Origin of the sequence: Nocardia coubleae NBRC 108252 (genome assembly GCF_001612805.1) — a bacterium.
Classification (GTDB): domain Bacteria; phylum Actinomycetota; class Actinomycetes; order Mycobacteriales; family Mycobacteriaceae; genus Nocardia; species Nocardia coubleae.
The window spans coordinates 109,273-121,999 of the sequence record NZ_BDBD01000016.1 but is presented as its reverse complement, the minus strand read 5'-3'; the positions used below and the strand labels follow the sequence as shown (position 1 = coordinate 121,999).

At 69.1% G+C, this 12,727-nt stretch carries 10 protein-coding genes; 2 read left to right on the top strand and 8 right to left on the bottom strand.

Annotated features, from left to right (window positions below; all coding sequences use genetic code 11):
• Window positions 1–7 precede the first annotated feature (7 nt).
• From NCO8_RS16460 to NCO8_RS16425, 8 genes are all read right to left on the bottom strand, one after another.
• Window positions 8–946, bottom strand: a complete 939-nt coding sequence (locus NCO8_RS16460; RefSeq protein ID WP_067640843.1) for a DUF4129 domain-containing protein — start codon at window positions 944–946, stop codon at window positions 8–10.
• A gap of 139 nt (window positions 947–1,085) precedes the next feature.
• Window positions 1,086–2,042 (bottom strand): cell division protein ZapE, encoded by a 957-nt coding sequence (zapE, locus tag NCO8_RS16455; RefSeq protein WP_067640631.1) that lies wholly within the window; start codon window positions 2,040–2,042, stop codon window positions 1,086–1,088.
• A 102-nt stretch (window positions 2,043–2,144) separates the two neighbouring features.
• Complete coding sequence (locus NCO8_RS16450; protein ID WP_067640629.1) at window positions 2,145–3,314, bottom strand: lipid-transfer protein; 1,170 nt, start codon at window positions 3,312–3,314, stop codon at window positions 2,145–2,147.
• On the bottom strand, window positions 3,311–3,733 hold the full coding sequence (locus NCO8_RS16445) for a MaoC family dehydratase (protein WP_067640627.1): 423 nt from the start codon (window positions 3,731–3,733) through the stop codon (window positions 3,311–3,313). The genes NCO8_RS16450 and NCO8_RS16445 overlap by 4 nt, the downstream gene beginning before the upstream one ends.
• A gap of 99 nt (window positions 3,734–3,832) precedes the next feature.
• Window positions 3,833–4,801, bottom strand: a complete 969-nt coding sequence (locus tag NCO8_RS16440; RefSeq protein WP_067640841.1) for a bifunctional MaoC family dehydratase N-terminal/OB-fold nucleic acid binding domain-containing protein — start codon at window positions 4,799–4,801, stop codon at window positions 3,833–3,835.
• A 14-nt stretch (window positions 4,802–4,815) separates the two neighbouring features.
• Window positions 4,816–5,979: an acyl-CoA dehydrogenase family protein gene (locus tag NCO8_RS16435; protein WP_067640625.1), complete on the bottom strand. Its 1,164-nt coding sequence runs from the start codon at window positions 5,977–5,979 to the stop codon at window positions 4,816–4,818.
• Window positions 5,964–7,028: an acyl-CoA dehydrogenase family protein gene (locus tag NCO8_RS16430; RefSeq protein ID WP_067640623.1), complete on the bottom strand. Its 1,065-nt coding sequence runs from the start codon at window positions 7,026–7,028 to the stop codon at window positions 5,964–5,966. Before NCO8_RS16430 ends, NCO8_RS16435 begins: the two co-directional genes overlap by 16 nt.
• A gap of 16 nt (window positions 7,029–7,044) precedes the next feature.
• The gene (locus NCO8_RS16425; RefSeq protein ID WP_067640621.1) at window positions 7,045–9,144 is read right to left on the bottom strand and encodes an acyl-CoA dehydrogenase family protein; all 2,100 of its coding nucleotides are present in this window, start codon (window positions 9,142–9,144) and stop codon (window positions 7,045–7,047) included.
• 129 nt (window positions 9,145–9,273) lie between these two features.
• On the opposite strand from NCO8_RS16425, the gene kstR reads away from it, so the two are divergent.
• Window positions 9,274–9,888 (top strand): cholesterol catabolism transcriptional regulator KstR, encoded by a 615-nt coding sequence (kstR, locus tag NCO8_RS16420; protein ID WP_067495630.1) that lies wholly within the window; start codon window positions 9,274–9,276, stop codon window positions 9,886–9,888.
• A gap of 175 nt (window positions 9,889–10,063) precedes the next feature.
• Window positions 10,064–12,649, top strand: coding sequence for a trehalose-phosphatase (otsB, locus tag NCO8_RS16415; RefSeq protein WP_067640619.1), 2,586 nt, complete (start codon window positions 10,064–10,066; stop codon window positions 12,647–12,649).
• The last annotated feature ends 78 nt before the right edge of the window (window positions 12,650–12,727 follow it).

The window sequence follows — 12,727 nt, the reverse complement described above, 5'->3', positions numbered from 1 at the left end:
GGGCCGGTCATGCGGGCACCACCCGTCGCTGCAGGTCGGAGAGCACGATGCGCAGCAGTTGTTCGGCGCGCATGCGCTGCCATTCGAGCATCGAGTGGGGACTGAACCTGGCCTCTTCGAAGAGCGCGACGAGTTCGCGGGCGGAGGCGTCGTGCAGCACGCCGCTCTCGAAGGCTCTGGCCAGCACCTCCATCGGGGTGTCGGAGGCCTTCGGGCGGGCGATGCTGTCGGTGGACAGGCCGCGTTCCATGGCCACATAGCAGGCGATGATCGCGGTGCGCGGGTCCTGACCCGGCGCGTTCATGGCGGCCAGGCCCATCTCGGCGGCCCTGGTGAGCGAGTCGACATCGCTCGCGGACGGTGCGGCCGGCTCGTCGGCGACGGCTTGCTCGGGGGCGCGTCGGGCGGCGACCGCGACGGCGGCGAGCCCGGCCAGCGCGACCGCGATCAGGGTGATGGCCAGCCCCGCCGCGATCAGCAGGGCGGTACCGGTGAGTTCGGTGGGGCCCGCGGTGGGGTCGGGGGCGGGCGCGTCGGTGGGGGTCGGCACCGGGCCCGAGCCCTCGGACAGGGTCTCGGCGGCCGGGCGCACCGGCCGGGCGCCGGGCAGCAGGAACAGGGCGGTGACGCCCGCGGCGAACATCAGGGCGACGGTGGCGATGAGCATCGGCAGGAGCACCGCGAGCCTGCGCCACTGGATTCTCGGCAGCACGATGTCCTCGTGTTGCGGCTTGGCGAGCGGGAGGCGATGCTGGCTGGCGACGACGCCGGCCACCAGGATGACGATCGATACCAGCAGCAGCACCGGCATCACCGCGACGAGCAGCGGCGACGGGGCGCCCGATGACTCGTCTGATCCGGCGCCGGGGAGACTGCCCTGCAACGCGAAAGTCGCGCAGGCCACCAGTGCGATCACGACGATCGCCCGCGTAATGGGCTGATTCACCCCGATCACAGCTGTACCACCAAACCCCAGAGACTGCACAAATCAGCCACATAGTTACATGCCGGGCGGTTCGCTCGGGAGGAAATCGGCTCTTTTGGATTTCCTCCTATTCATTGTCCCCCTCGAGGCAAGGGGCACGCTACGCAGTGCGAACGGTGTGAGATCCGGTTAGTGAGAGTTCACCGAGCCGACTGGTGGTGCGCGCGAGATCCGGCACGAGGGGCGCCCCGGTGGTCAGCTCGGTGACGGGTTCGGCCGCGTGGATCGTGCACGGCAGGTCGGCGTCGTAGAGGATGTCGACCAGATTCACCAGTCGCATCGCCCAGTCGGGTGGCACCGTTCGCAGCGGCGGTACCGCGACCAGGGTCCAGCGGCGGAAACGTGTGGTCAGGCGCAGGTAGTCGGCGGCGCTGGTCGCGGCACCGCACAGGTGCTCGAAGGCGAAGGTCACCGCGTCGCCGTCGACGGATTCCGCGCGCACGGTTCGCCCGTCGGCCAGGTCGAGCACCACGCCGGGACCGGCGGTGCGCTCCATCGACACCACGTACCGGCCGGCACAGAATCCGTGGTCGGCACGGGTGCCGAGGGTGCGGTAGTCCAGCGGACCGTCGAGGGTCACGACCTCGAGGTGGGCGAGGATGCGCTCGATGGTCGGCACGAACCGGTCGTGGAACAGCGGGTTCGGCAGCAGACCCGCGGGCGGGTAGTTCGAGGTGACCACCAGGGTGCGACGTTCGGCGAACAGGGTGTCGAGCAGCCGGGCCACGAGCATGGCATCGCCGATGTCGTGCACGTGGAACTCGTCGAAACACACCAGATCCGCGTCACCCAGCAAACGTTCTATCGCATTTTCGATCGAACCCAGTTGGTGTACCGCGGTGTGCAAGGCGGCAAAAAAATTGTGGAAATGAAAGCGGCGCTTGCGAATCGGATCGGCCGAAGCGAAGAATCGATCCATCACCATTGTCTTGCCGCGCCCGGGCCTGCCGTGCAGATACACCCCGCGCGCCCGTTTACGCACCCGCCCGTTCCGATCGAGCAACTCCCCGAGCCGCCGCGCCGCCGCCGTCTGCCCGGAATCGAGAACCACCGTCACACCGACCTCCTCGTCCCACCCAGTTGTAGTGGGGCGAGGAAGCCGGGCAACAGACATGGTGATGTGCTCAACAGGTGCGCTGAGTCACCCCGGCGCGAAATCTCAGGCGGTGAGCACCAATCCGGAGGTCGGGACGCCGGTGCCCGCGGTGACGACGATGCGTTCCAGGTCGTCGACCTGGTTCACCGAAGTGCCACGGATCTGGCGGACCGCTTCGGCGATGCCGTTCATGCCGTGGATGTAGGCCTCGCCGAGCTGGCCGCCGTGGGTGTTTAGGGGTAGGCGGCCGCCGAGTTCGATGGCGCCGTCGGCGATGAAGTCCTTGGCTTCGCCGCGACCACAGAAACCCAGTTCCTCGAGTTGCATGAGGACGAAGGGGGTGAAGTGGTCGTAGAGGATGGCGGCCTGCATGTCGGTGGCCGTGAAACCGCTGTGCGCCCAGAGCTGTTCGCCGACCAGGCCCATTTCGGGCAGGCCCGTCATGGCGTCGCGGTAGTAGCTGGTCATCACGTACTGGTCGGGGCCGCTGCCTTGGGCGGCCGCTGCGATGACGGCAGGACGCTGCGGCAGGTCACGGGCGCGTTCGACGCTGGTGACGACGATGGCGACACCGCCGTCGGATTCCTGACAGCAGTCGAGCAGATGCAGGGGTTCGGCGATCCAGCGCGAATCCTGGTGTTGCTCCAGCGTGATCGGCTTGCCGTAGAAGAAGGCGTTCGGGTTCACCGCGGCGTGCTTGCGATCGGCGACGGCCACCTTCCCGAAGTCGGCGCTGGTCGCACCGGTGACGTGCATGTACCGGCGCGCGACCATCGCCACCTGCGCGGCGGGTGTCCCGAGGCCCTGGGGATAGGCCCAGCCCGCGTCGATCCCCGAGGACGTCGGTGCGGCGGCGAGCGCGGGCGAGAACTGGCCGAAGCGGGCGCCGGAGCGCTCGTTGAAGGCGCGGTAGGCGACCACCACGTCGGCCACACCGGTGGCCACCGCCATCGCCGCCTGCTGCACGGTGGCACACGCCGCGCCGCCGCCGTATCCGATGTGGCTGAAGAACTTCAGGTTCGGGATGCCGACTGCCCTGGCCACAGCGGCCTGGGTGTTGGTGTCCATGGTGAAGGTGGTCAGACCGTCGACATCGGCGGGGCTGAGACCCGCGTCGGCCAGGGCAGCGGTGACCGCCTCCGCGGCCAACCGCAGTTCGCTGCGGCCGGAGTCCTTGGAGAAGTCGGTGGCACCGATACCGACGACGGCCGCGCGGCCGGACAGCGTGCTCATTTCGGCTCCAGATCGGGGACGGCGATGACCGAGGTCGCGATGATGTGCTCACCGAGGCTGTCGCGGCCACGGACGTCGATGGTGATCAGGGTGTCGTCGATGTCGGTGACGGTGCCCGAAAGGGTCAGCGTGTCACCGGCATACAACGGAACCCCGAGACGCAGCGCGATCGACTTCACCCGGGCGCGCGGTCCGGCCCAGTCGGTGACGAAACGCTGCACCAGGCCGGTGTCGGTGAGGATGTTGACGAAGATGTCGTCGGAACCGCGCTGCACGGCCTTGTCGCGGTCGTGGTGCACGTCCTGGAAGTCCCTGGTGGCCAGGGCGGTACTGATCACGAAGGTGGGATCGGCATGGATCACCAACTCCGGCAGGGTGGTTCCCACCGCGAGAGCGGCGGGATCGATGGTGGTTGTCACGAGCGGGTCCTTTCCGGACGGGCAGAGCGAGTCGACTCGGCGCACCCCGCGCACTGTTCCGCGATGGTTGGGCGGATCACGCGCGAGGAGGTGCCGCGCTCACCGCTCGGCCTGCCAATACGGCAGCACGGTGCCGTCGGCCAGCTTTTCGAAGGCCGCGCGCACCGGCAGGTCGATGGCGACCTCGGCCGGGTCGATGCCGCGCAGTTCACCGAGCATCCGCACGCCTTCGTCGAGTTCGACCAGCGCGACCACGAACGGTAGCTCCCGGCCGGGCACCTTCGGCGCGTGGTGCACGACGAAGCTGAACACCGTGCCGGTGCCAGCGGCGACGACGTAATCGGTCGGCTCGGCCTTGTCCTGCCACAGCGCCGGAATCGGCGGGTGCCGCAGCGTGCCGTCGGGCAGACGCTGGATGCGCAGTTCACCGGCTTGCGTTCCAGCCCAGAAGAACTCGGTGTCGCGGGAGATCACCGGACCCACCCGCTCGGCGGGCGCGACCTCGACCGCGTCCGTCGAGGTGGCGGCGGCATCGGCAGGCGAGTGGGCGGCCGGTGCGTACTTGAGGATCCGGAACAGCATCTCGGTGACCACCTCGTCACCGACCGTCCAGGTGGTGGTGAAGGTGAGGAACCAGCCGTCGCCGAGGCCGGTTCGCTTGGGCCCCTTGAACTCCGAGAGACGGCTGGTGACCGTCACTTCCTCACCCCGACGCAGGTACCGGTGGTAGGTCTGCTCGCAGTTGGTGCCGACGACGGAGGTGTAGCCCGCCGCGTCGAGCAGTTCGTTGACGCGGCCGATGGGATCGTCGGCGGCGCGCTCGCCGTGCAGACCGGTCATCGTCCAGACCTGCGCCATGGCGGGCGGGGCGACGATGCCGGGGTGGCCGGCGGCCTTGGCGGCGGCCTCGTCGACATAGATCGGGTTGGTGTCGCCGATGGCCTCCACCCAGTTGTGGATCATCGGCTGGTTCACCGGGTCGCGGCCGACGCGGGGAGCGCTCTCCCCCGCCGCGACCAGCGCGGTCAGGCCCGCCTGGATATCCTCGGGCACAGCAGTTTCCGGCACACGCCGCTCCTGGTTCATCGGGGCACGCGCGGCAGTTCCAGGCCGGCCGAGGCCACCAGTTCGCGCATGATCTCGTTGACGCCGCCACCGAAGGTGACGACGAGGTTCTGTTTGGTCCGCCGGTCGAGCCAGGCCAGCAGCTCGGCCGTGTCGGGATCGGCGGGGTCGCCGTAGCGGCCGACGACCTCCTCCACCAGCCGACCGGCCTCCTGCAACGCCTCGGTGGAGAACACCTTGGTCGCCGAGGCATCGGCGATGACGGTGTTCTGCGCGGCGGCGGGGTCGGCGGCGGCGACCTGCCAGTTCAGCAATTCGTTGAGCCGCACCATGGTTCGCACCCTGGCGAGCACGCGGCGCACATCCGGCCGGGTGAGCAGTTCGCGCGCCGCCGACCAGTCACGCAGGCGGTCGTAGAGCTGTTCGATCTTGCCCGACGGGCCGAGGCTCACCCGCTCGTGGTTGAGCTGGGTGGTGATCAGCCGCCAGCCCCGGTTCTCCTCGCCGACCAGCATGTCGGCGGGCACCCGCACGTCGTCGAAGTAGGTGGCGTTGGTGTGGTGGGCGCCGTCGCAGGTGATGATCGGCGTCCACGAATAGCCGGGGTCCTTGGTATCGACGATGAGGATCGTGATGCCGCGGTGGCGGGATTCGACCGTGCCGGTGCGGCAGGCCAGCCACACGTAGTCGGCCTCGTGGGCGCCGGTGGTGAAGATCTTCTGTCCGTTGACGATCCAGTCGCCGTCGCTGTCACGCACTGCGGTGGTGCGCAGCGCGGCCAGGTCGGTGCCCGCCGACGGCTCGGAGTAGCCGATGGCGAAATGGATGTCGCCGGAAAGGATTCCGGGCAGGAACTTCTTCTTCTGCGCATCGGTGCCGTACTTCTGCAGCGTCGGGCCGACGGTCAGCAAGGTCACCAGCGGCAACGGCACATCGGCGCGCACCGCCTCGTTGAAGAAGATCTGCTGTTCCATCGGGCCGAAACCCTGCCCACCGAACTCCTTCGGCCAGCCGACACCGAGCCAGCCGTCGCGGCCCATCCGGCGAACCACCTCGCGGTAGGCGTCGCCGTGCCGATTGATCGCCATCTCGGCGTGTTCTTCGGGCGTGACGAGATCGGCGAAATAGGAACGCAATTCCTCGCGCAACCGCCGCTGCTCGGCGGTCAGATCGATGAACATCTGGCTCCCAGGAGGTCGAGCCGCAGATCCGCGCCGCCGAGCAGCCGCGCGAGATCCTTGGCCTGTGAGTAATAGCGGTGCATCGGGTGGGTGATGTCGACACCGAGCCCCCCGTGCAGGTGATGGCACTGCTGCATGGCGCGCGGCACCTCGGCCGCCGCCCAGTACGCGAGCACGGCGAGGTCTTCGTCGATGCGGTCCTGATGCTCGGGCGAGGCGTCGTTCTGCGCCAGTGCCCAGCACGCCGACTCGGCGGCCACGTGCAGGGTGCGCGACACCACGTACAGGTCGGCGATCTGCTGGGCGACCGCCTGGAACTCCGCCAGCGGCCTGCCGAACTGCTCCCTGGTCCGCACGTGTTCGGCGGTCAGGGTGACAGCGCCCTTGAGCAGGCCGTCGGCCACCGCGCCGAGGCAGGCGACGGCATAGCGGTGCAGGCCGGGCAATGCGTCGGGCAGGAGCTGGTCGGCGGGGATCTCCACCTCGTCGAGGACGAGCGAGGCCTCGGGAACGCCCGCCGAACCGGTCACCGGGATCACCTCGAGGCCCGGGGCGACCCCGTCGATCAGGGCGACCCCGGCATCGGTCGGCACCAGAATCCAGCGCGCCTGTTCGGCGTAGAGCACGCCGGTCTTGCGGCCCGTGACGCGCACGGTGTCACCGTCGCGCACGGCTTTTGTCGTCGGTGCGGTGGTGAACGGCGCGCCCGGCTCGTTGAGCGCGGCCGTGAGCACGGTGCCCTTGCCGATCTCGGCGAGCACACGTTCGCCCAGGTGATCGGGTAGCACCGGCAACAGCGGAAGCACACCGAACCCGAAGGTCGGCAGTGCCGGAACCGCCGCCGCATCGGTGGCCAGTTCCATCAGCAGGGCCGCCACCTCGGGCAAGCCCATTCCGTCACCGCCGAACCGCTCGGGCACGGGGACCGCGAGCAGGCCCGAATCGATGAGACTCGGCCACAATTCCATGTCGCGGGCGGGCTCACGTTCGAGCAGGCTCACGACAACCTCGGCTACGGCATCGGCACTTTCGTCGCGGGTGAAATCCACGGCGTCCTCCTTCGAGCTAACTGTCCGCATCGCGCGGCATGCCGAGAATCCGTTCGGCCGCCACGGTCAACAGGATCTGCTCGGTACCGCCCGCGATGGAGAGACAGCGTGTGAGCAAGAATTCTTTCAGAACGTCGCTATCCAGGGAACCTTCCCGGCCGGAAAGTTCCAGTGCATATTCCGCGAGCTCCTGCCGGTACCGGACGCCGACGAGTTTGCGGACGGCCGCCTGGGCGCCCGCATCGGCTCCGGCCACGGTGGCCGCCGCGATCCGCTGATCCAGCAAAGTTCCAGCAATCGAGGTGGTGATCAGGGCGCCGAAATGATCCTCGCGCAGTTCTGTTCCCCAACCACCGGGCGGGAAACCGGCGAGCAGCGCTTCCAGCGCACCACCGATCCCGCCGCCGCCCATGGCGACCCGCTCGGCCGACAGGGTGGCGCGGGCGATCTTCCAGCCGTTGTTCAGCGCGCCGACCAGGCAGTTGTCGGGCACGAACACGTCGTCGAGGAACACCTCGCTGAACTTCTCCTCGCCGGTGATCTGCACCAGTGGGCGCACCTGCACGCCCGCGGCGCGCATGTCGACGAGGAAATAGCTGATACCGCGGTGCTTGGGCGCGGACGGATCGGTGCGGGCCAGGCAGATGCCCCAGTTCGCGGTGGATCCGAGCGAGGTCCACACCTTCTGACCGCGCAGCACCCAGCCGCCCTCGACCCGCTCGGCGGACGTACGAAGGGCGGCCAGGTCGGACCCGGCGCCCGGCTCGCTGAACAGCTGACACCAGATCACCTCGCCGTGCAGGGTCGGCCAGACGAAGCGCTCGATCTGCTCCTCGGTACCGAAGCGAAGCAGGGTGGGCACCGCCCAGCCCGCGACCGCGAGGTCGGGGGTTTCCACCTCGGCACGGCGCAGCTGTTCGGCGATCTGTAGGCAGGTCATCGGATCCGCGCCTCGCCCATAGGGTTTCGGCCAGTGCGGCATGATCAGGCCCGCATCCGCCAGTGCGCGCGGGCGTTCGGCCGCCGGGAGCGCGGCGATGGTGGCGATCTCGGCCGACAACGCGGTGTCGCCCTCGGCATCACCGAGGACGCGCTCGGCGCCGGTGGTCCTGCGCTGCCCGTCGCGGGTGAGTTCGGTGACCCGGGCCCGCCAGCGCGCCGAACCGCCGAGCAGCTGCCGCAGCGAACTGGCCCGGCGCAGGTAGAAGTGCGCGTCGTGTTCCCAGGTGAAGCCGATGCCGCCGAGCACCTGGATGGCGTCCTTGGCGGTGTCGACAGCCGCGTCGAGCGCGCAGGCCGCGGCGACGGCGGCCGCGATCGGCAGTTCCTTGCCACCGGCGTCGAAGGCGTCGGCGGCATCGGCGGCGACCGCGCGGATCAGTTCGGTGCGGCACAGCATCCAGGCGCACAGGTGCTTGATCGCCTGGAAGCTGCCGATCGGCTTGCCGAACTGCTCGCGCACCTTGGCGTAGTCGACGGCCGTGCGCAGGCACCAGCCGGCCAGCCCGGCCAGTTCGGCGGCCGCGAGGGTGACGAACAGATCGGTGACGTCGAACGACGGCGCGAAACCCCGTGCCGCGGTGGCACTCTCAGCGGTCACCCGGGCCAGCGGCACCGTCGGATCACCGCCGGACAGCGGCGTGATCGTCGCGTCGGTGAGCACGAACCAGCGGATGCCGTCGGCGGTCTCGGCAGGCACGAGCACCTGCGTGTCCGCATCGGCTCCGTAGACGAATTCCCAAGTGCCGCTGACCTTCCAGCCTTCGGCATCCGAACCCGTCGCCGCACCCGACGACACATCGGGCAGCGCGACGCCACAGGGCGTCCCGTCGGCCGCGCCGGTGACCAGACCCGCCAGCGCGGTGGCGAGCACCGGACCGTTCACCAGGTCGTCGGCCGTCTGTTCCAGCAGCACGGCGAGGTCGGCGACGGTGCCGCCGAGTCCACCGTGATCGTCGTCGAGCGCTACCTGGAACAACCCGAACTCGGCAAGTGCGGGCCAGCACTCGCGCCAGCTACCGCCCGCCCGCATTGTTGCAATCGGCGCCGCCGAGCTCGCCCAGCTCCGCAGGGAGGCCGCGGCGGCTTTATGCTCGTCAGTGGTGGCGATGGTCACAAGAAAAACCGCCCTTCCGGCGTGGCTCCCACTCCTAGAACATGTTCTAATATCCGGGGTGGGTGTAAGTCAAGAGACCTTCACCGGCAACCATGTTCTCCTGCCGTACTCAGCGAAAGGGTTTCCACGATGGACAGTCCCGCACCAACGCCCACCGTGACAACGCTGTCCGAAGAGGAGCTGAGTTCCACCGCGCAGCGTGAACGCCGCAAGCGCATCCTCGACGCCACCCTCGCGCTCGCCTCCAAGGGCGGCTACGACGCGGTGCAGATGCGCGCGGTCGCCGAACGCGCCGACGTGGCCGTCGGCACCCTCTACCGCTACTTCCCGTCCAAGGTCCACCTGCTGGTGTCCGCTCTGGCAAGGGAATTCGAGCAGTTCGAGAGCAAGCGCAAGCCGCTGGCGGGTGACGGCCCGTCCGAGCGCATGCACGGCCTGCTCACCCAGATCACCCGGATGATGCAGCGCGACCCGCTGCTCACCGAAGCCATGACGCGTGCCTTCATGTTCGCCGACGCCTCCGCCGCCGCCGAAGTGGACCGCGTGGGCAAGGTGATGGACCGGGTGTTCGCCCGCGCCATCGCCGACGGCGAACCGACCGAGCGTCAGCTCGCCATCGCCCGCGTGATCTCCGATGTGTGGCTGTCGAATCTGGTGGCCTGGCTCACCAGGCGCGCCTCTGCGACCGACGTCACCGAGCGCCTCGAGCTCACCGTCGATCTGTTGCTGGGCGATCGCGGATAATCCCTGCTTACCCGTCGGTACGGCCGGACGAGGACCGACGGGATTAGCCGCGAGGTCGCGGACTACCCGGACGACACTCGTGCGCACAACCCGCCGCGCCGCTCGCGCGCGAGAATTGACCCAGTATTGTTTTTGGCGCCCCCTGATCCACCCCTCCCATCACTAGGTTGGATGCGTGAGCGCACAGGAACTGCCCTTGGATGTCCGCCGTGCACTGGCGTCGGTCGCACGAGTGCCACGGCTATTGGTCGCCTCGGACTACGACGGGACAATCGCCCCGATCGTGTCCGACCCGTCGAAAGCGTTTCCCCAACGGGAATCGGTGAGTGCGCTACGCGCGCTCGCGGGGCTGACCAATACGACGGCAGCGGTGATCTCCGGCCGAGCTCTGCGCGACCTCGCCGCGCTGTCGCGGCTCCCCGTCGAGGTGCAACTGATCGGTAGTCACGGCTCCGAGTTCGATGTCGGCTTCGTGCACGCCATCGACAACGACGCCAAGCAACTGCTCTCCGAGATCCACGCCGCCTTCGCCGAGATCGCCGCCGACAACCCTGGCGTCACCGTGGAGATGAAACCGGCCAGCGCCGCACTGCACGTGCGCAACGCCAGCCCCGAAATCGGCAGGCGCGCACTGAATGCCGCGCGGCAGGGCCCGGCGTGCTGGGTGGGCGTGCAGGTCACCGAGGGCAAGGCGGTGATCGAACTCGCGGTGATCCCCACCGACAAGGGCACCGCGCTCGACACCATCCGGCACCAGGAAAGTGCCTCGGCCGCAGTGTTCTTCGGCGACGACGTCACCGACGAGAAGGCCTTCCGCGTGCTGTCGGGCCCCGACGTCGGCATCAAGGTCGGCGAGGGCGAGAGCCTGGCCAAGCTGCGCGTCGACTCCACCGAGGACGTGGCGCGCGCGCTGGCCTTCCTCGTCGAGGAGCGGCGTACCTGGCTCGCCGGTGCCAGCGCACCGCGTATCGAGCGGCTGAGCATGCTCGCCAGCCCGCGCTCGGTCGCCCTGCTCACCCCCGATGCCACCGTCACCTGGTTCTGCCATCCCGAACCCGATTCGGCGGCGGTGTTCGCGCACCTGCTCGGCGGGTCGGCGGCCGGTCACTTCTCGGTGGCACCGGAGCGGCCGAGCCTGCCGCTGTCGCAGCGCTATGTCGACGGCACCATGACCGTCGAAACCCGGTGGGCCAGTTTGCAAGTGGCCGACTACCTGCCGCACGACGTGACCCCCAACCGCACCGACCTGACCCGCGTCATCACCGGCACCGCCAAGGCCGTCGTGCACTTCGCGCCGCGGCCGGAGTTCGGGCAGGTGCCGGTCCGAATCGAGGCCGTGCACAACGGGCTTCGGGTGAGCGGCACCAACGATCCGATGGTGCTCCGCTCCCCCGGCGTGCAGTGGGAGATCACCTCCGACGGCATCAGCGAGCAGGCGCGCGCCGTGGTCGACCCGGCCGTGGCGCCGGTCGTCCTCGAATTGCGCTGCGGTACTGCCGATCTCGCGCCGTCGATGACGCCGGAGTCGCAGCGTCGCCAGCTGGCCGAGCGGTACTGGACCGAGTGGGCGAGCCGCCTGCAGCTGCCGCCGCTCAAGCCCGATCTGATGAAGCGTTCGGCGTTGACCCTGCGCGGACTCGTGCACCGCCCGTCCGGATCGATCCTCGCCGCCGCGACCACCTCGCTGCCCGAGGACATCGGCGGCGTGCGCAACTGGGACTACCGCTACTGCTGGCTGCGCGACGCCTCGCTCACCGCGCAGGCACTGGTGACGCTCGGCTCGCTCACCGAGGCCGAGGAATTCCTGGACTGGGTGCACAAGGTGCTCGCCACCCTGCCGGGCCCGGAGCGGTTGCACCCGCTGTACACGATCTACGGCGAGACACTGCCGCCCGAGGCCGTCATCGACCTGCTGCCCGGATACGCCGGTTCGCGGCCGGTGCGCGTGGGCAACGCGGCCAATATGCAGGTGCAGCTCGATGTGTTCGGCCCGATCGTCGACCTCATCACCACCCTTGCGCAGGAACGGGAACGCCAAGGTGCCACCGACGCGGCCAAGGCTCTGCCCGACGCCGACTGGGAACTGGTGCACGCCATGGTCTCCGCGGTGCAGCGGCGCTGGACCGAACCCGACCACGGCATCTGGGAGATCCGCGGCAACCCGCGGCACCACGTGTACTCGAAGGTGATGGGCTGGCTCACCGTCGACCGCGCGCTCACCCTCGCTCAGCGTTTCGATCGCGCCATCGATCCCGAATGGGTGACCCTGCGCGACACGATCGCCGAAGAGGTGAAGGCCAAGGGCTGGAACGAGGAGGTGCAGTCCTACACCGCGGCCTACGACGGCACCGATCTGGACGCGGCCACCCTGCACATCGGCCTCAGCGGCCTGATCGACCCCGCCGACCCGCGTTTCGCGGCGACTGTCGTGGCCACCGAGGCCGAATTGCGCAGCGGCGCGACGGTTTACCGCTACCACCACGACGACGGGCTGCCCGGCGGTGAAGGCGGTTTCCACCTGTGCGCCGCCTGGCTGGTCGAGGCGTACCTGCTGATCGGTCGCCGTTCCGACGCCGAGGCGTTGTTCACGCAGCTCGTCGCCGCGGCCGGCCCGACCGGTCTGCTCAGCGAGGAATACGACCCCGTCGCCGAGCGCTCCCTCGGCAATCACCCGCAGGCCTACAGCCACCTCGGCCTGCTGCGCTGCGCTCAGCTCCTGAGCCAGCAGTCGCGCCTGCCTGTCACGTCGGGCCAGATCTAAGCGCGGGAAGTTCCGGCAGACGGCCGGCGTTCTCCCTATGGGGGAACGTCGGCCGTTGTCGGTAGGCGGCCGGGTTCA

What these genes read in the sequence shown, in the direction of transcription:
- kstR (WP_067495630.1), top strand. Translation starts at nt 9,274, where the DNA reads ATGGACAGTCCCGCACCAACGCCCACCGTGACAACGCTGTCCGAAGAG.
- NCO8_RS16435 (WP_067640625.1), bottom strand. Translation starts at nt 5,979, where the DNA reads ATGTTCATCGATCTGACCGCCGAGCAGCGGCGGTTGCGCGAGGAATTG.
- NCO8_RS16450 (WP_067640629.1), bottom strand. Translation starts at nt 3,314, where the DNA reads ATGAGCACGCTGTCCGGCCGCGCGGCCGTCGTCGGTATCGGTGCCACC.